The sequence below is a fragment of the Streptomyces sp. NPDC048462 genome (genome assembly GCF_043200175.1).
Classification (GTDB): domain Bacteria; phylum Actinomycetota; class Actinomycetes; order Streptomycetales; family Streptomycetaceae; genus Streptomyces.
This window is the reverse complement of sequence record NZ_JBICXG010000001.1, coordinates 521185-538573: the sequence shown is the minus strand read 5'-3', so window position 1 is coordinate 538573 and position 17389 is coordinate 521185. Positions and strand designations below refer to the sequence as shown.

General features: G+C 72.5%; 16 protein-coding genes. 4 read left to right on the top strand and 12 right to left on the bottom strand.

All coding sequences use genetic code 11. From position 1 onward, the window contains the following. Positions 1-6: 6 nt before the first annotated feature. From ACGFU6_RS02245 to ACGFU6_RS02220, 6 genes are all read right to left on the bottom strand, one after another. On the bottom strand, positions 7-1224 hold the full coding sequence (locus ACGFU6_RS02245) for a GNAT family N-acetyltransferase (protein WP_393607599.1): 1218 nt from the start codon (positions 1222-1224) through the stop codon (positions 7-9). Positions 1225-1274: 50 nt separating this feature from the next. After that, the gene (locus ACGFU6_RS02240; protein WP_393607598.1) at positions 1275-2369 is read right to left on the bottom strand and encodes a peptidase C39 family protein; all 1095 of its coding nucleotides are present in this window, start codon (positions 2367-2369) and stop codon (positions 1275-1277) included. Between the two features lie 95 nt (positions 2370-2464). Next, complete coding sequence (locus ACGFU6_RS02235; protein WP_393607597.1) at positions 2465-4567, bottom strand: iron ABC transporter permease; 2103 nt, start codon at positions 4565-4567, stop codon at positions 2465-2467. Beyond that, positions 4564-5628, bottom strand: a complete 1065-nt coding sequence (locus ACGFU6_RS02230) for an iron-siderophore ABC transporter substrate-binding protein (protein ID WP_393607596.1) — start codon at positions 5626-5628, stop codon at positions 4564-4566. Before ACGFU6_RS02230 ends, ACGFU6_RS02235 begins: the two co-directional genes overlap by 4 nt. Before the next feature lie 118 nt (positions 5629-5746). Further along, positions 5747-6616, bottom strand: coding sequence for an ABC transporter ATP-binding protein (locus tag ACGFU6_RS02225; RefSeq protein WP_393607595.1), 870 nt, complete (start codon positions 6614-6616; stop codon positions 5747-5749). Positions 6617-6780: 164 nt separating this feature from the next. Beyond that, positions 6781-7650: a helix-turn-helix domain-containing protein gene (locus ACGFU6_RS02220; RefSeq protein WP_393607594.1), complete on the bottom strand. Its 870-nt coding sequence runs from the start codon at positions 7648-7650 to the stop codon at positions 6781-6783. Between the two features lie 126 nt (positions 7651-7776). On the opposite strand from ACGFU6_RS02220, the gene ACGFU6_RS02215 reads away from it, so the two are divergent. Continuing rightward, on the top strand, positions 7777-8487 hold the full coding sequence (locus ACGFU6_RS02215) for a FadR/GntR family transcriptional regulator (RefSeq protein WP_393607593.1): 711 nt from the start codon (positions 7777-7779) through the stop codon (positions 8485-8487). After that, a complete protein-coding gene (locus ACGFU6_RS02210; RefSeq protein WP_393607592.1) occupies positions 8484-9725 on the top strand; it encodes a CynX/NimT family MFS transporter in 1242 nt (413 codons plus the stop codon). The genes ACGFU6_RS02215 and ACGFU6_RS02210 overlap by 4 nt, the downstream gene beginning before the upstream one ends. 18 nt (positions 9726-9743) lie before the next feature. Here the strand turns inward: ACGFU6_RS02210 and ACGFU6_RS02205 are convergent, their stop codons facing one another. The 3 genes from ACGFU6_RS02205 to ACGFU6_RS02195 all read right to left on the bottom strand — a co-directional run bounded on the left by ACGFU6_RS02205 (position 9744) and on the right by ACGFU6_RS02195 (position 12513). Beyond that, positions 9744-10922 (bottom strand): acyl-CoA dehydrogenase family protein, encoded by a 1179-nt coding sequence (locus tag ACGFU6_RS02205; RefSeq protein ID WP_393607591.1) that lies wholly within the window; start codon positions 10920-10922, stop codon positions 9744-9746. A gap of 105 nt (positions 10923-11027) precedes the next feature. After that, positions 11028-12185 (bottom strand): methyltransferase, encoded by a 1158-nt coding sequence (locus tag ACGFU6_RS02200; RefSeq protein ID WP_393607590.1) that lies wholly within the window; start codon positions 12183-12185, stop codon positions 11028-11030. 103 nt (positions 12186-12288) lie between these two features. Next, positions 12289-12513, bottom strand: coding sequence for a hypothetical protein (locus tag ACGFU6_RS02195; RefSeq protein ID WP_393607589.1), 225 nt, complete (start codon positions 12511-12513; stop codon positions 12289-12291). Positions 12514-12764: 251 nt separating this feature from the next. On the opposite strand from ACGFU6_RS02195, the gene ACGFU6_RS02190 reads away from it, so the two are divergent. Continuing rightward, positions 12765-13589: an endonuclease I family protein gene (locus tag ACGFU6_RS02190; RefSeq protein WP_393607588.1), complete on the top strand. Its 825-nt coding sequence runs from the start codon at positions 12765-12767 to the stop codon at positions 13587-13589. A gap of 34 nt (positions 13590-13623) precedes the next feature. Here the strand turns inward: ACGFU6_RS02190 and glsA are convergent, their stop codons facing one another. The 3 genes from glsA to ACGFU6_RS02175 all read right to left on the bottom strand — a co-directional run bounded on the left by glsA (position 13624) and on the right by ACGFU6_RS02175 (position 16123). Beyond that, positions 13624-14955 carry a glutaminase A gene (glsA, locus tag ACGFU6_RS02185; RefSeq protein WP_393607587.1) on the bottom strand — a complete coding sequence of 444 codons (1332 nt, stop codon included), beginning with the start codon at positions 14953-14955 and terminating at the stop codon, positions 13624-13626. A gap of 10 nt (positions 14956-14965) precedes the next feature. After that, positions 14966-15532, bottom strand: coding sequence for a hypothetical protein (locus tag ACGFU6_RS02180; RefSeq protein WP_393607586.1), 567 nt, complete (start codon positions 15530-15532; stop codon positions 14966-14968). Between the two features lie 96 nt (positions 15533-15628). Continuing rightward, positions 15629-16123, bottom strand: coding sequence for a DUF1269 domain-containing protein (locus ACGFU6_RS02175; RefSeq protein ID WP_393607585.1), 495 nt, complete (start codon positions 16121-16123; stop codon positions 15629-15631). 120 nt (positions 16124-16243) lie between these two features. Between ACGFU6_RS02175 and ACGFU6_RS02170 the strand changes: the two genes are divergently transcribed. Then, the gene (locus ACGFU6_RS02170) at positions 16244-17359 is read left to right on the top strand and encodes a chemotaxis protein (protein ID WP_393607584.1); all 1116 of its coding nucleotides are present in this window, start codon (positions 16244-16246) and stop codon (positions 17357-17359) included. The last annotated feature ends 30 nt before the right edge of the window (positions 17360-17389 follow it).

Genomic DNA, 17389 nt, shown 5'->3' with positions numbered 1-17389 from the left:
CCGCACTCAGAACCAGTGCAGGCAGTGCGGGGCACGTTCCGTGCGGAAGAGGCCGTCCGCGAGGGCGGCGGCGCCCGGCCGGTGGGTCCGGATGTGCCCGGCGCGCACCAGCGTGCTCGGGGCGATACCGCCCAGGTAGAGCGAGCTCAGGTCGCGCACGTCCAGCGACAGGTCGGGGTGACGGTCCGTGGGGACGCAGTCGGCCTCGCCGTCGCGGACGGTCAGCAGGTAGCGGCCGTGTTCGCCGAGGAACGGGTCGTCCACGTCGAGGACGAGCTCACCGTCCGTCAGCCAGCCGCGTGCGGTGAGGGCGCGCGGCACATCGAGGAGACGCACCCACAGCCAGTCGGCGTGATCGCTGACCTCGCCCGCGCGGATGTCGGCGAGTTGCCAGCGCAGCGGATGCTCGGGCGGGACATGCCGGAACACGACCTGTGAGACCAGGTCGTGTCCGAGTACGAACCGGGCCAGGGACGTGAAGACCGCGTCATCGCCGGCGACGGTCTCGTCCACGGTCAGCGTGCCGGCGTCACCGGTCGAGTAGCTGGCGTACCCGTCCGCCGTGCCGTCGGCGTCCCGGTGGACGGCTACGTAGCGCGGCGCCGAGGAGACCGGCGGCTGCCCTGCTCCGAGGGCCCACCAGCGGTGCGGCCGGGACAGCGCGCCGGGCTCGGCGCGGCGGTAGCGGTCGTAGACCTCCTCGAGGATCCCGCCGCACTCGGCGCGCCGCAGCACCTCGACCGTTCCGCTGTCCGCGCCGGCCGTCGTGCCGGCCCGGGGAGCCGCGGGGGCGGCCCGTTGGCGCGGCACCGTCAGCCGGGTGGTGAAGGTCGCGGGGCCGTAGCCGAACCTGCCGTAGATCGGGGCCTCGGAAGCCAGCAGCACCGAGAGGAACTCGCCCCGGGCCCGCACCTCGGAGAGCTGGCGCCGCATCATCTTGCCGAGCACACCGCGCCGCCGGTGCGAGGGCAGGACGCCGACCGAGCTCACCCCGGTGACCGGAACGACGGTGCGGCCGGGAAGGGTGAGTTCGAAGGAGTACGCGGCCGCGGTGCCCACGGGCCGGCCGTCCTCGGACAGGGCGAGCAGGCCCCGGTCCATTTCGAGCGCCGACCACCAGCGTCCGCCGCCCGCGACCGGGGTCTGGGGGAAGTGCCCGAATGCCGTGTGGACCGTGTCGACGAAGACGTCCAGGTCGTCGTCGGTCGTGGCTCGAATCTCCATCGCTGTCGCTTCCTTCTCGAAGTACCGGCACGGTGTGTCATGGGGTTCGTTCACAAGGACGGCGCCGCGTCCCGCTCTTCCACGCGGCCGATGGTCACCGCGCCCCGGAAGCCCTCCGGCGCGATGGCCGACATCGCGTCGAGCGACGGGTCGGGCACCGGCAGGAGGTGGGCGTCGACCCAGGTGTCCCCCGTTGCCGCGTTGGCCCAGGGGTCGTCGATCACGACGGCGCCGGGTACGACGCCGTGGCAGAGGACCCAGTGCGGCACGTCGAACCCCTGCATCCGGTCGAGCGAGAGCAGGAGCAGCACGTGCTCGCCCCGGCCGACCGTGTCCCGGACCCCGGTCAGGGGGATGCGGCGCGGGTCGACGGGGACACCGGTGCGTTCCGCGTCCGCCCGGGAGGCGCGCTGCAGCAGGGCACGCCACTCGCGGTCGCTCTCCGGGTAGTGGTCGAGCATCACCGGCCGGTCGGTGTCCAGGTGGACCGTGACCGGGGAGGCGGGCCAGGCCCGGCGCAGGGCGACGCCCAGTCCGACGGGCTCGCACGCGAAGAAGTTGGTGGCGTCGCGCCACAGCGTCAGTTCCGCCTGCCGGTCGAGCGCCTCCCACGCCACCGTCCCCGCGTGCGCCTGCGCGACCAGAGCGGTGACGGCGCCGCAGGTGAAGTGCGTGGACTGCCCGTAGTACGCAGGGGCGGTCGTTGCGCCGTCGCGCAGCCAGCGGACGTAGCCGGCGGCCGGTCCCGCCGCGCCCTGCGACTGTGCGAGCGGAGGGTTCAGTGCGGCGAAGCCGGCGGCAGCGGCGTCCTCGGGACTTGCCGTCCAGCCCTCCCACTTGACCTGCGCGAGCTTTCGGCCGTCCGCGTGGGCGACGACGGCGCTCACGGCCGCCCGTACGTCGCCGACGGCGTCGACGATTTTCAGGTAGGCCGTGCCCGGACGTGCCGTGACGAGCGCCGCAGCCGTCCAGTCGCCGTCGTCGCCGGGAACCGCCACGAGGTGCGGGGCGTGCGCGGAACGGTCGACCGCACGCCAGCGCTCCGACACCTCCTGGCCGGTCAGCGCCGCCAGCCGGGCCGGCGGGCTCCCGGGCTCGTAGGGGATGACGATGCTCTGCTCGGGCGTTTCCTGACAGGGCGGCATTGCGGTGCTCCTGGTGGCGGGTGGGAGAGGACGGGGGAACGGGGCGGGGAACGGGGCTCGAACCTGTGGGCGCGAGCCGGTCCCCCGCCCCGGAGTCATGCGCGTGACTTGCGGAGGACCCACACGAAGTACGGTGCGCCGACCAGCGCGATCATGAGGCCCGCCGGCACCTGGGAGGGGGCCACGACCGTGCGGCCGAGGGCGTCCGCCACGCACACGAGCACCCCGCCGAGCAGCATCGAGACGGGGATCGCCCGGCCGTGCCGGGCACCCACCAGGGAACGGGCCAGGTGCGGGGCGACGAGCCCCACGAAGCCGACGACTCCGACGGCGATCACGCTGAGCGCCGCGAGGACCGCGGCGATCGCCAGGGCGGCGAAGCGGGTCCGCTCCACCCTGACACCGACGATGCGCGGGGTGTCCTCGTCGACGGCGAGCAGGTCGAGGCGGCCGCGCATGGACAGCAGCACGGGGAGGGCGAGCGCCAGGGCGATCGCGACCGGGACGACGTCGGAGAACGTGCGGCCGTAGGTCGTGCCGGAGAGCCAGGTGAAGATCCGGGGCGTGTTGTACGGGTCCGCGCGCAGCAGGAGGAAGGTGGTGACGGCGCTGATGCCGTACCCCATGCCGATGCCGATCAGGACGAACCGGTCGGGCAGGAAGCCGCCGCGCCAGGCCAGCAGCGCGATCACCGCGAACGTGGCCAGCCCCGCCGCGACCGCCACCGCGATGAGTACCGGCCGGCCACCGGGCAGGCCCGAGGTCGCGATGCTCGCCGCGCCGAGGCCGGCGCCCGCCGTGATGCCGAGCACCCCGGGTTCCGCCAGCGGGTTGCGCACCGAGCTCTGTACGACGCAGCCGGCCAGTCCGAGCGCCGCACCGGCGACGATCGCGGCGGTCACGCGCGGGACACGGTCGTCGAGCGCCTGGCCGATCAGGTCCGGGGCGGCGCCCTGGAGCCACAGCACGAGGTCACCGGTCCGCAGCCAGAGGCTGCCCGCCAGGACCGCCGTGAGGGCGGCCCCGGCCAGCAGCACGACCGTGCCGGACGTGACGAGGAGGAAGGCGCGGCGTGAGCGCACGGCGACCCGCGCGCGTGGTGGCCGGCTGATCCCGCCCGTGTCGCGCAGCCGCATCGCCAGGACCACGATCACGACGGCGCCGAGGAGCGCGGTCGGCACGCCGGTGGGGATGGCGGCGGCACCGTCCGCCCCCTGCACGGCGCGCAGGGTCGCGTCCGCGAGGAGGACGAGCAGTGCGCCGAGCAGTCCGGCGGCGGGGATCAGGAGCAGGTGCCGGCGCAGCGCGCGGACCCGCCCCGCGATCAGGCGGGCCACGACGGGCGCGCCGAGGCCGACGAAGCCGATCGGGCCGGCGAGGGTCACCGCCGTGCTGGTCAGGAGTACCGCGCAGATCACCGCGGTCACGCGGGTGGTGCGGATCGGCACACCGAGGGTGGAGGCGGTGTCGTCGCCGAGGTTCATCACGTCGAGCCGCCTGGACAGTGCCAGGGCGACGCACAGCATGACGGCGATGAGGGGGGCGGCGCGCATCGACGCGTCGATGTTCAGCTGCGCGAGCGAGCCGCTTCCCCAGGCGAAGAGACCGGTCGTGTTCTGGTTGAAAAGGATCAGGAGCATCCCGGTCGCCGCGTCCAGGGCCATCGCCGTCGCCGATCCGGCGAGGATGAGGCGGGTGCCGGCGGTGCCCGCGGCACGGCCCGCGAGGAGCAGCACGAGCGCCGCCGCGACGAGCCCGCCGGCGAACGCGACGGCGCCCGACGCCCACAGCGGGACGGCGAGGCCGAAGGCGGCGACGAGCGTGAGGGTGAAGTAGGCCCCGGACGTGACCGCGAGGGTGTCCGGCGAGGCGAGCGTGTTGTGGGTGACGGACTGCAGGAGTGTGCCGGCGCAGCCGAGGGCGAAGCCCACCGCCACGCCCGCGAACAGCCGCGGCAGGCGCGAGCCGGTCAGGATCTCACCGACGGGCGCGCCGCCCTCGCCCTCGTGTCCCCCGGCGAGATGGCGCAGCAGGTCGCGGACGCCGACGCCCGAAGTCCCCTGTGTCAGGTGCCACATGCCGACCAGGACGGTGGCGGCGAGGAGGAGTGCCAGGACGGCCGCCCCGGCGGGGCCGCTGCCGCGACCGGCGGCCGGCAGCGGCCCCGCCTCAGGTGCCGCTGTGCGTACAGTGCTCACTTCTTGTCGAGCACGTCGACGTACGCGTCGATGGCCTGCGCGCAGGAGCGCGGACCGCCGGCGCCCCAGACGCGCGCCGGGAACGCGTGGGCGCGGCCTTCCTTCACGGCCGGGAGCTTCTTCCAGATCGGGTTCTTGGCCAGCGCCGCGACGTAGCCGCCGGCGCCGTCGTCGTTCGCGTAGAAGAGGTTGGCGTCGCCCACGCCGGTGAGTCCCTCGACATCGGTCTGCGCGAGGCCGTAGGCGGCGTCCACGCCTCCGTCACCGTGCTTCTTGTTGACGTCGTTGGTCCACGCCGGGGTCATGCCGAGTTCCTTGCCTATCTCGGTGAACAGGGCGCCGTCGGCGTAGGGGCGTACGGTCAGGTTGCCTCCTTCGAGCCAGCCGTCGAAGAAGAGGAAGTCCTTCGTCGGCAGGTCCGCCTCGGTGACCTGCCGCTTCGCCGTCGCGAGGTGCTGGTCGAACTCCTTGAGCACCTGGTCCGCCCGCTCCGTGCGTCCCGTCGCCGCACCGATCATGCTGAACACCTTCCGCATGTTCCCGATCGGGTCCTTCGGGTCCGCGCCACGCGTGGCCATGACGGGGACGCCACGCTTCTCCAGCTTCTTGATCATCTCGTCCTTGGCGTCGAAGGCCTCCACGACGATGAGATCGGGCTTGGCGGCGTAGAGGGTGTCGAGGTCGGGCTCCTCGCGGGTGCCGATGTCCGTCACGCCGGCGGGCAGCTTCTCCGCACTGGTCCAGGTGCGGTAGCCCTTGGCGTCGGAGACGGCCGTGGGGGTGACGCACAGCGTCAGCGCGTCCTCGACCTGCTGCCATTCGAGGACGGCGATCCGCTTGGCGGGCTTGTCGAGCTTCACCTGGCGGCCGACCCCGTCCTTGAAGGAGACGGGTTCCGTCGAGGGGGCCGTGGTGTCCTGGGCGCAGTCCTTCGACGCGGGGGACGCGGCGGCGCTGCTGCCGGCCGTCGCCTTGTCGACGTCGGTCGTTCCGCAGGCCGCTGCGGCGAGCAGGGCGAGCCCGGTCGAGGCTGCGGCCGCCAGGCGACGGGCACGGTTCATGAGGGTTCCTCTTTCACAGGTGACGAGTGGCGACGCGGAGATGACGCGTCGGCGTTTTCGGGGCGGCCGGCTCCGGCGGAACGGCCGATGTGGCGCTCCGGGAGACGTGCCGCCGCGTTCAGGAGAGGTGGCGTCCGATCGGTTCGACGCGGAGCCGTCCCGTTCCGGGGTCGACGTCGACCTCGACGCGAATGTCGTAGACCTCACCGATGTTCTCGGCGGTGAGGACGTCGGCGGGTTTGCCGGCCGCGTGGACCCGGCCCGAGCGCATGAGGACGAGGGTGTCCGCGACCCGGGAGGCCTGGTCGAGGTCGTGCAGCACGATCCCGACCGCGATGCCGTGTTCCTCGACGAGATCCCGTACCAGGTCGAGCGTCTCGAACTGGTAGCGCAGGTCGAGGTGGTTGGTCGGCTCGTCCAGGAGCACGACGCCGGTGTCCTGGGCCAGGCAGGCGGCGAGCCAGACCCGCTGCATCTCCCCGCCGGAGAGTTCTCCGACCTGCCGCCCGGCCATGTCGCGTACTCCGGTCACCCCCATCGCGTGGTCGACGGCGGCACGGTCGTCCGCGGTGGGTCCGGAGAAGCCGCTCCGGTACGGATGGCGCCCGAAGGCGACGACCTCCGCGACCGTCAGCCCCTGGGGAGCGGGCCTCGACTGGGAGAACAGCGTGACCTCGCGCGCGAACCGGCGGGAGCTGAGCAGGGCCGCGTCACGTTCGGGCTCCCCCTCGGGGGCGCCGAGCATCACCCGGCCGCCGTCCAGCCGGTGCAGCCGGGAGAGCGCGCGCAGCAGCGTGGACTTCCCGCTGCCGTTCGGCCCCACCAGCGCGGTCACCCGGCCGGGTTCCAGGGCGACCGAGACACCGTGGACGACGGGCTTGCCGTCGTAGCGCAGCACCAGGCCGTGCCCGATGAGCGCGGCCACCGGGGCGGTGGCGGCAGGGGTGGCCACGGGTTCTCCGGCAGACCGGAAGGAGCTTTTGAACATGAGGGTGTCCGGACGATCGGGGAATGGGGAGCGCGGCAACCTCCGTCCGGTGTGACCGGCCAGGCCGTGCGCTCGCCCGCACACGGACAGCGTCGTGCACGGCAAGCACCAACTAAGGGTTACCTAACTCGCTGAAGAGTACATTCCGCTTGTCGCGTCGACAATCAGGGGTTCTGGTCATGCGATACGGGATTCCGGACATCCTCCGACGATCCGGCCGCCGCGCCGAAGAACGCGCCCGGCGTGATGCCCATGACCCGCCGGAAGGCGACGATGAAGGAACTGGGCTGCGCGTAGCCGAGCACCTCGGAGACCGTCGTCACCTCGAAGCCTTCACCGAGCAGCATCAGCGCCCGGTGCACCCGCAGCATCTGCCGCCACTGCGCGAAGGAGAGACCCGTCGACTGACGGAAGGCGCGGGTGATCGTGCGGTCGCTGACCTCCAGCCGCGCCGCCCAGTCCTCGAGCGAGCGGCCGTCGGAAGGATCACCCAGCAGGGTCTCGGCGATGGCGTCGATCCGTGGATCGCCCGGCAGCTGCAAGGCGAACTGACGCTCCGACGGCCGGATCACGTCGAAGACGACCGACTCCGCCCGCGCCCTGGCCCCGGCGTCGAGGTCTGCGCGGGACAGATGGGTCAGCAGCGACTCCAGCAACGGCGTCATCGCGATCGCCAGGGGTTCCGTGAACGCGAGCGGGGTGCGACCGGGTGCGAAGAAGGCGTGGAAGAACTCCGCACCCGCCGTGGCCCGGCCCTCGTGGACCATGCCGGCGGGCATCCAGAGGCCGTGCCCCTCGACCACGGTCAGGACGCGGTCCCCCACCCGGGACGTCAGCGTCCCCCCGCGCGCCCAGACGAGTTCGTGCAGGTCGTGCGAGTGCGGCGACCACTCCGTGGGGACGGCGACGATCCGGAATCCGGCAAGGATGGCACCTGCCGCCGGCTCGGGGAGCGGCTCGGCCCGCCGCACCACGGTGCCCACCTCGCGCCGCCACATCCCGGGGGTCGCCGCACCACGGGACGCTCGAACCATGGCGGGGAGTCTATCGGCGCCGGTCACCACCGGCCGCGTCGGACCCCGGAGGCCTTGCGGGAGCGGTGGCGACGCGCAGAGAAAGAGGCGATGTTCAAATGTCTGATGTTTGTATATGGTGCTCGTATGAAACACATCAGCGCACCGCGACGGACGGCCAGCCTGTCCGCCCAGCTCGTGGACAGTCTCCGCTCGCACATCGAGTCGGGCGGGTGGCCGGTGGGGACGAGGATCCCGCCGGAGCAGGCCCTCATCGAGGAGCTCGGGGTCGGACGCAGCACGCTGCGGGAGGCGATCGGCGCGCTGGTGCACCTGGGCCTGCTGGAGCCCCGGGCCGGTGACGGCACCTACGTCCGCTCATCGAGCGAGCTCCAGTCGGTCATGGTGCGGCGGGCGAGTTCCGCGCAGCGGGACAACGTGCTGGAGCTGCGGACCGTGCTGGAGGAGTACGCCTCCGGTACCGCGGCCCTGCGCCGCAGCGAGGGCGAGTTGCAGCGGCTGCGGGAGCTGCTGGCCGACGCCGACACGGCCTGTGCCGGTGAGGACACGTCCGCGGCCACGAGCGTCGACGCGCTGTTCCACCGGGCGGTGGTCCGGGCGAGCGGGAACGACCTGCTGATCGAGGTGTACGACTACCTCGGTACGGCACTCACCTCGTCCCTGGGCGGCCTGCCCTGGGACACCGCCCACGCCGAGGAACACGCCGCTCTGCACCGGCGGCTCGTGGACGCGATCGACGCCCGGGACCAGGGCGGCGCGCGCGACGCGGCGGCCGCGATCGTCCGGCTCACCCGCGACCACGAGACCGGTACGCCACGACACGCGGAGGACCGGTGAGCACGCGGCCCGCTCCGAAGCCCCTTCAGCGCTCCGTCCCCGGATCACCCGCCGCCGAGCCCGCCGGGCCCGCCGTGCCGGTCGGGCTCGTCATCGCCATCTGCCTCGTGGCGGCGAACCTGCGCACCACCCTCACCGGTGTCGGCGCCCTGCTGCCGGAGATCGAGCACGGCAGCGGCCTGACATCGAGCTGGGGCGGGCTGCTGAGCACCCTCCCCCTGCTGACGTTCGCGGCGACGTCACCCCTGGTCGCCCGCGCCTCCCACCGGCTGGGCAGCGCACGCCTGCTCGTGGCGGCGCTCGGCGTGCTGGCCGTCGGGACGGTGGTCCGCTCCCTCCCCTCCGTCATCTGCCTGTTCGCCGGCACGGTGATCCTCTCCGCGGCCATCGCGTTCGGCAACGTGCTGCTGCCCGCCCTGATCAGGCGGAGCATGCCCGCCCACCGCATCCAGGCCGTCAGCGCCCTCTACGTGACCGTCATGGGCCTCATGGCCGCGGTGTCGTCCGGGGTTTCCGCCCCACTGGCCCACACGCTGCCGGGTTCCTGGCGCACCGCGCTGGCCTGGGGCGTCGCGTTCACCGTCGCGGCCTTCCTCGCCTGGCTGCCCCGGATACGGGGCGACAGGCCGCAGGAGTCCACCGGGGCGGCCCACAGCCCGGTGCCGTGGCGGTCGCGGCTCGCCTGGCAGGTCACCTTCTTCATGGGCCTGCAGTCCCTGGCCTTCTACACCGCCGTCGCCTGGCTGCCCAGCATCCTGATCGACCGCGGCACGAGCAGCACCACGGCCGGCTGGCTGCTCTTCTACTACCAGGTGGTGTCCCTGGCGGCCAGCAGCCTCCTGCCCCTGCTCACCCGGGGCCGCCACGACCAGCGCTGGACCGCGGCCGGGGCCTCGGCCCTCGTGGCAGGCGGCTTCACCGTACTGGTCGCGGCCCCCGCGCTGTCCGTCCTGGCGTGCACCCTGCTCGGGCTCGGCGGCGGCGCCTGCCTCGTCCTCGCGCTGACCTTCCAGAGCCAGCGCGCCGGCACCTCCGGCGAAGCCGCCGCGCTGGCGGGCATGGCACAGTCCATCGGCTACCTCGTGGCGGCGGCCGGCCCGCTCCTGCTGGGCATCCTGCACGACACCACGCACAGCTGGACGCTCCCGCTCACCGTCCTGGCCGTCCTCGGCATCGCCACGGCGGCCGCCGGACACGGCGCGGGACGGGACCGCCACATCCATCAGGCCTCCGACTGACTGGACCGCCCTGCCCGCTCAGCGCCGTACGCGCGGCATCCCGAGGCCGATCCAGGAGATGATCTCCCGCTGGATCTCGTTGTTCCCGCCGCCGAAGGTGAAGATGACCGCGGAGCGGTATCCGCGTTCGAGTTCGCCGTGCAGGACGGCGCCCGCCGAGCCCTCCTTGAGCGGGCCGGCCGAGCCGACGACCTCCATGAGCCAGGCGTAGGCGTCGCGGCGCGCCTCGGAGCCGTAGACCTTCACGGCGGAGGCGTCCTGCGGGGTGAGGGTGTTGTGCTGGACGGCTGACACCATCTGCCAGTTGAGCAGTTTCATGGCGTCCAGGCGGGTGTGGGTGCGGGCGAGGCGGGCGCGGACCCAGCCGAGGTCGATGACGCGGCGGCCGTCGGCCAGGCGGGTGTCGGCGGCCCAGCGGCGGACGTTGTGCAGGGCGCGGATGGCCATGGTGCCGTGGGCGGCGAGGGTGACGCGTTCGTGGTTGAGCTGGTTGGTGATGAGCCGCCAGCCCTTGTTCTCCTCACCGACCCGCCGGGAGACGGGGACGCGGATGTTCTCGTAGTAGCTCGCGGTGGTGTCGTGCGAGGCGAGGGTGTTGATCAGGGTGCAGGAGTAGCCGGGGTCGGACGTCGGGACCAGGAGCATGGTGATGCCCTTGTGCGGCGGGGCGTCCGGGTCGGTGCGGGCGGCGAGCCAGACCCAGTCGGCGGTGTCGCCGTTGGTCGTCCAGATCTTCTGTCCGTTGACGACGTAGGTGTCGCCCTCGCGCACCGCCCGGGTCTTCAGGGCGGCGAGGTCGGTGCCCGCGTCGGGTTCGCTGTAGCCGATCGCGAAGTCGAGCTCGCCGGAGAGGACCTTGGGCAGGAAGTAGGCCTTCTGCTCGTCGGTGCCGAACTGCATGATCGTCGGGCCGACGGTGTTGAGGGCCATCAGCGGCAGCGGGACCCCCGCCTGCGCGGCCTCGTCGAAGAAGATGAACTGCTCCATCGGCGACAGGCCGCGTCCGCCGTACTCCGTGGGCCAGCCGACGCCGAGCCAGCCGTCCGCGCCCAGGCGTCGGATGGTCTCCCGGTAGAAGCGCTTCTGCGCCGCGGGGTCCGCGTAGCGCGCGTAGGCGTTGTCGGGGACCAGGGCGGCGAAGTATGTGCGCAGCTCAGCGCGCAACTGCTGCTGCTCAGGCGTGTATTCGAGGTGCACGGCCCCTCCAGGAGTCTCGCGGTCGCGTCGCCCGTGTGCGGCGGCGCACACAGTAGAACGTGTTGCAAGAATCCGGAAGGGGCACGGAACCCCGGCACCCGGAGGTCAGCGTCTGACGGCGCGCAGCACCACGAACTTGGGGTCGCCGGCCACCGTGGTGCAGTTGCCGAACGTGCGGCGGAGCTGGGTGTGGTAACCGAGGTGCCGGTTGCCCACGACCCACAGCTCGCCGCCCTGACGCAGCGCGGCACGGGCTCCGTGGAACATGTTCCGGGCGGTGGCGTCCGTGGTGGCCTGGTGCGAGTGGAAGGGCGGATTGTTGAGGATCAGGTCGACGCTCGCGGGCGCGGTGCCGGCCAGTCCGTCCCCGACCACGAACCGGGCCTCGGTCCCCGCGTCGGCATTGGCCCGGAAGGTCGCCTCGGCCGCGGCGACGGCATGGTAGGACTCGTCGATGAAGGTGACCTCGGCCTCGGGGTTGGTGAGCGCGGCGGAGAGTCCGAGGACACCGTTTCCGCAGCCGAGGTCGACGACCCGTTCGCGGCCGCTGCGTACCGGCAGGTGCTTCAGGAAGAAGCGGGTGCCGATGTCGAGCCGTTCCGCGCAGAAGATCCCGGCGTGGTTGGTGACGGTCCGCCCCGCCACTGCGCCGACGTCGTCGGGCAGCTCGTAGCGGTGGGGCCAGGGGCTGCTCGCGCGGACCGCGGCCTGGTCGGGCGTGGAGTGGATGAGCCGGGCCTTCTTGACCGCCAGGGAGGTGCGGGTGGTGCCGATGATGCGCTCGAACAGCTTGAGGGTGGAGGTGTGGATCTCCTTCACCATCCCGGTGCCGATGACGACGGTGCCCGGGTGGACGGCGGGCGCGAGCCGGTAGAGCTGGTCCTCCAGAAGCGCGAGGCTCTTGGGCACCCGTACGAGAAGGACGTCGATCCGTTCCGGCGGGGTGTCTCGCGCGGACAGCAGCCGCACGGCGTCCGCGTCGGCGCCGTTGCGTTCCAGGTTCGCCGCCGTCGCCCGCTGCGCGAGGTAGGAGTCGGTGATCTGTACCGGACGGTGACCGGCCAGGACCGTGCTCAGCGCGCCCCAGCGGTCACCGACCACGACGACACTGCCGGACAGGTCGACCGGACTCGCCCCGTCGATCCCCTCCAGGTGCCGCAGCAGGTATTCGTCGGCCGCGTCCCAGGCGCGGAAGGGGTCGCGGGGGTCCTCGGGGAATCGGGCGAGGTCGTAACCGGCCCCTGACGTCGTCAAACGGTTCATATAGCGTTCAGGCTAACCGAGCGGCGGGAGACACCCGAACACTCCCGGCCACCGGGGCGGGGAGAAGCGGCCGCACTCCCCCGCACCCGGAGCCCGGCGGCGGTTACGGCAGTTGCTTGTCGATGGCCGACCGGCCCTCCCTGACCAGCCTGGACCGCGCCCATTCAAGGGTCTGCGGTGTCAGGTCCCGCCCGGAGGCGAGCACCAGGTCCTCGGGCGAAGGGTCATCGCTCGCACCGGTGTGCAAGAGGCTGTCGGGGGTCACCCCCCGGAGTACGGATGGGGCCGCTCCCCCGGGTGCGGATATGAATTCGGGCTCGTCGCTCATGCCGCCTCCTCGTCCTTGCGGCAATTCTCGCCCCGCCCGGACGGGGGCGCATCCGATGCCCGCCGGTAACGCACTCGCGCCCCGGCCACCCACCCTCACTTGACCTGCACATGATAGGTACGCAGCGTTCACACCCGGGTCACGGTGCGTGTGGAAGGCTCCGCTGACCAACCATCACACGACCACCGCGAAGCCGCCCCCCACCCTGCGCCGGCGCCGCGGTGCCCGTATTTCCGGAGAGGACACCCCACATGTCCCGTCGTCACCTTCCCTACCGGCGCCCGCTGCTGGCCACTCTCGCGGCCTTCGCGGTCCTCACCGGCACAGCGGCCGCCGCACCGGCCGACACCCCGCCGGCTCCGGCGGCCGTCACCACCCCGCTCGGCGCACTGGACGACACGTACTACCAGGACGCTCTCGGCAAGACCGGGACCGCGCTCAAGGGCGCCCTGCACACGATCATCAGCGACCAGTCCGAGCTCAGCTACAGCCAGGTGTGGGACGCGCTCAAGGACACGGACGAGGACCCGTCGGACTCCTCGAACGTGATCCTCCTCTACTCCGGCCGCTCCGAGCCCAAGAGCGACAACGGCGGCGGCACCGGCCAGTGGAACCGGGAGCACGTCTGGGCCAAGTCCCACGGCGACTTCGGCACGGCCACCGGGCCGGGCACCGACATCCACCACCTGCGCCCGGCGGACGTGTCGGTCAACTCCGTACGCGGGAACAAGGACTTCGACAACGGCGGCAGCGAGGTGAGCGGGGCGCCCGGCAACTACACCGACGGCGACTCCTTCGAACCGCGCGACGCCGTCAAGGGCGACGTCGCCCGCATGATCCTCTACATGGCGGTGCGGTACGAGGGCGACGACTCCTTCGCCGACCTGGAGCCCAACGACCAGGTGTCGAACGGCTCCGCCCCGAACATCGGCCGGCTCTCCGTGCTGAAGGCGTGGAGCCAGGAGGACCCGCCGGACACCTTCGAGAAGCGGCGCAACGACGTCATATTCGACCAGTACCAGCACAACCGGAACCCGTTCGTCGACCACCCGGAATGGGTGGACGCCATCTGGTAGGCCGCCGACCGGCGCGACGGGGCCGGCCGGGTACTCAGCCGGTCCGCCCTGTCGCACACCAGTCGACCGCGTCCTCGCGGGAGACGAAGTACCGGGGAGCCCCGGCGGCGCCCTGTCCCGCGAGGCGGCCCGCCGGGTCGGCCACGGCGGTGCGCCGGCCGCCGGCCGTGAGCCGGGCGAGGCCGCCGTTCAGCATCGCCCGGGCCGCCGTGTCGATGTCCGTCACCCGCCGCAGGTCCAGCACCACGGCCGCGGTGTCCTGCGGGCCCGACTCGTCCAGCGCGTAGAGCACCCGCTCGGCCGCGGTGAAGTCCAGCGCGCCCTGGGCCGCGACGACAGCCACCCGCTCACGGCGGGCACGTTCCCGCTCCTGCGACGGCGCGGAGGGCAGATCGTCGGCGGTGGTGACCAGCGTGACGGTGGAGCCCGCGAGGGCCGGGTTGTGCATGAGGTGCAGCCCGAACCGCTCGGACAGTGCGGCGAGCGCCAGACGTCCGCGTACGGAGGTCCCGGCCGCGTCGAGGAGCGGGCTGTACGCCGCCAGTCCGAACCGGGCCGGTCCGGCGGCGATCAGGCCGCCGGACACCCCGCTCTTGGCCGGCAGCCCCACCCGCAGCAGCCAGTCGCCCGAGGCGTCGTACATCCCGCACGTCGCCATCACGGCGAGCACGTGCGCGGCGACGGGCTCCGGCACCACCGCGTCCCCGGTGATCGGGTTGACTCCGCCGTTGGCCAGGGTCGCCGCCATCGCGGCCAGGTCCAGCGCCGTGACCCGTACCGCGCACTGGCGGAAGTACGTCTCGACGGCCGCGACCGGGTCCACGGGGAGCGGTCCGGCGCTGCGGATCAGATACGCCAGGGCGCGGTTGCGGTCGCCGGTGAGCGCCTCGGAGGCGTACACCTGCTCGTCGACGTCGAGCGGCCGGCCGGCGAAGCGGCTCAGGAAGTCCAGGATCCGGTCGAACCTCGGGGCGTCCCGGGTGTCCGGGACCAGTGCGGTGGTGACGATGGCGCCGGCGTTGACCATGGCGTTGGCGGGGCGTCCGGTGCCCGGTTCCAGGCTGATGGCGTTGAACGCCTCGCCGCTGGGCTCGGCGCCGACCCAGCGGCCCACCTCGTCGAGTCCGGCCTCGGACAGGGACAGGGCGTAGACGAACGGCTTCGACACGGACTGGGCGGTGAACGGCACCTCGACGTCGCCGGTGCTGTAGCGGTGCCCGTCCATGCTGATCAGGGCCAGCCCGAACGCGTCGGGCTCGGCCAGGGCCAGCTGCGGAATGTAGTCGGCGAGCCTGCCGTCGCGCAGACCGGCGAACCGGGTGTGCAGTTCGCGCAGGGCGTCCGTGACCGCGTCGGCTGCGTTCACCGGTGGGCCGTCAGCCGCGCTCGGCCTGCGCGATCCGCGGGAACGTCTTGACGCCCGCGGCCTTGCGGCTGTTGGCGTGCCGGCTGACCGTGCGTCCGGGCGGTGCGTCCGCGAAGCCGAGCACCACGGAGTCCAGGACCTTCTCGGAGGCGTCGACGAACTCCACCTCGACCGCGTAGAAGGCGGCCTTGCCGGTGGGGTTGGTCACCCGGACGAGGGCGCTGCGGAACTGCTCGGAGGGCTCGACCGCGAGGCCGTTGACGGAGACGTCCTTGGCCGCGTTCCCCTTTCCCTTCACGCCCTTGAGCGTGCTGACGGCCTTCTGCCGGTTGCGCTCCGCCTCGGCGGACACCGAGGCCGCGAACTCCTGCTGGGTGCGCCGGCTCTCGGAGGCGCCCGGGGACGCCTTCGGCTCGGCGGACACCGTGCGAGTGCTTCTGGCCGTGCCCTGCGACGAGGTGTCGGAGCTGTCGCAGGCGGCGGTGCCGGCGACGATCACCGCGGCCAGCACGGCGGGGGTCAGGCTGCGGGCTGTGCGGCGGCCGATGGCGCGTCGCACAAGGCTGGTCTGGTTCACGGACGCTCCGTCTGCTCGGAAGTACGAAGGAAGGACCAAGAAGGAAAAGGGGTTGCGGGGTTACGGACTGGAGCGGGCCGGGTCACGTCCCCGGGGTCATGCCGCGTCCTCGCCGAAGATGTCGCGGAGGCGGGTCTCGCTCCCGCTGTCCAGGTTGCTGTGGAGCAGCTCGGCGCCGCCGCCCGGGAGCGCCTGGCTGATGCGCTCGGGCACCTCGTTCATGGTGAGGAGGAACAGCGCGGACGTTCCCGGCGTGACCTTCTCCTTGACCTCGGCGATGAACTCGTCGTCGATGCCGACGTCCGCCAGCTTTCCGCCGAGCGCCCCGGCGGCCGCGCCGATCGCGGCGCCCAGCAGCGGCATCAGGAAGATCAGTCCGAAGAGCATTCCCCAGAACGTGCCGCTGAGCGCACCCGCGCCGACCAGGTTGAGCAGCTGCTTCGTCCGCGGCTTCGACCGGTCCGCGGGCCAGCTCACCACCGCCGCGTCCAGGATCTTGATCAGGCCCTCCTTCTGCAGGGAGATCAAGGTCGCCTCCACGTCCTCCGCGCCTTCGGCGGACTGGAATTTCCACACGGTGAGCGTGGACATCGCACATACCTCCTGGAGCCGGTAGCACCAACTCGCCCATATTAGGATCAAAAGGTATGAATTGACTCGTCGAATCACCCGCTTCGCACCGCGGTACGCCAAGTCCCCGGGAGGGAACAGATGGACACGGATGCCCTGACCGCCGGCCTCTTGCAGGAGCTCCGGGCGGCCAAGCCCTATCCCGCCCTGTCCCTGACCATGCCGACCCACCGCCGCGCACCCGACAACGCGCAGGACGCCGTCCGGCTGCGCAACCTGGTCGCGGCGGCGGGCAGCCGGCTCGACGCCGATCCGCAGGTCGACCGCGAGACCCGGGCCGCCGTCAAGCAGCAGCTCGACCGGGCGGTCGCCGAGATCGATCCGCGCCGGGCCCTGGACTCGCTGGTGGTCCTCGCGACGGCCGACGAGTACCAGATCTGGCAGCTCCCGCGCACCGCGCCCGAACGAGTGGTGCTGAGCGACACCTACCTCACCCGCAACCTGGTCGCCGCCAAGGCGCAGGCCCGGCCGTTCTGGGCGCTCACCGTCTCCGCCGACCACGCGGCCCTGTTCAGCGGCACCACGGACGGCGCGCACGAGGAGCGGATCGGCGGCTTCCCGCTGACGGCCCCGCACGAGCCGCCCAACCCGCAGCGCGAGGAGCGGATCGGCGACACCCCGAGCACCTTCAGCGACGAGGACACCCGCCAGTTCCTGCGGACGGTGGACGAGAAGCTGCGCGGGGTCCTCGCCACGGACCCGCGCCCGCTGTACCTGGTCGGCCTCGCCCCCGCACTGGCCATGCTGGACGAGGTGGGCGAGAGCACCTCGGCCGCGGCCGGCCGGGTCACCAAGGGCGCACCCGCCGACACCACGCCGGGCGGGCTGCTCACCGAGCTGCGGCCCGCCCTGGAAGCGAGGCAGCAGCGGTTCGCCGCCGAGATCGAGGGCAAACTCGACGAAGCCCGCGGCCGTCGCGCCTTCGCCGGCGGGCTCGACGAGGTGTGGGCCGCCGTGCGCGAGGCGCGCGTCGGCCTGCTGGCGGTCGAGGAGCACTACCAGCAGACGGTCCGGGTAGCCCAGGAGCACCTTGAGCCCGTGACGGAGGCAGACCTGGACCCGGCGGACGAGAAGGTCCGCGAGGACTTCGTCGACGAGCTGGTCGAGGCGGCGCTGGACAGCGGCGCCGACGTGGTGTTCGTCGCGGACGACTCGCTCAAGGAGCACGGGCGGATCGCGGCGGCCCTGCGCTACTGAACGGGGCGCCGGCAGACGGAGTCGGGGCCG

Excerpts from the sequence above, each read along its gene's own strand:
- ACGFU6_RS02220 (WP_393607594.1), bottom strand. The coding sequence starts at position 7,650 with ATGGTTCGAGCGTCCCGTGGTGCGGCGACCCCCGGGATGTGGCGGCGC.
- ACGFU6_RS02240 (WP_393607598.1), bottom strand. The coding sequence starts at position 2,369 with ATGCCGCCCTGTCAGGAAACGCCCGAGCAGAGCATCGTCATCCCCTAC.
- ACGFU6_RS02190 (WP_393607588.1), top strand. The coding sequence starts at position 12,765 with ATGTCCCGTCGTCACCTTCCCTACCGGCGCCCGCTGCTGGCCACTCTC.
- ACGFU6_RS02225 (WP_393607595.1), bottom strand. The coding sequence starts at position 6,616 with ATGTTCAAAAGCTCCTTCCGGTCTGCCGGAGAACCCGTGGCCACCCCT.
- ACGFU6_RS02195 (WP_393607589.1), bottom strand. The coding sequence starts at position 12,513 with ATGAGCGACGAGCCCGAATTCATATCCGCACCCGGGGGAGCGGCCCCA.
- ACGFU6_RS02175 (WP_393607585.1), bottom strand. The coding sequence starts at position 16,123 with ATGTCCACGCTCACCGTGTGGAAATTCCAGTCCGCCGAAGGCGCGGAG.
- ACGFU6_RS02170 (WP_393607584.1), top strand. The coding sequence starts at position 16,244 with ATGGACACGGATGCCCTGACCGCCGGCCTCTTGCAGGAGCTCCGGGCG.
- ACGFU6_RS02215 (WP_393607593.1), top strand. The coding sequence starts at position 7,777 with ATGAAACACATCAGCGCACCGCGACGGACGGCCAGCCTGTCCGCCCAG.
- ACGFU6_RS02200 (WP_393607590.1), bottom strand. The coding sequence starts at position 12,185 with ATGAACCGTTTGACGACGTCAGGGGCCGGTTACGACCTCGCCCGATTC.
- ACGFU6_RS02230 (WP_393607596.1), bottom strand. The coding sequence starts at position 5,628 with ATGAACCGTGCCCGTCGCCTGGCGGCCGCAGCCTCGACCGGGCTCGCC.
- ACGFU6_RS02245 (WP_393607599.1), bottom strand. The coding sequence starts at position 1,224 with ATGGAGATTCGAGCCACGACCGACGACGACCTGGACGTCTTCGTCGAC.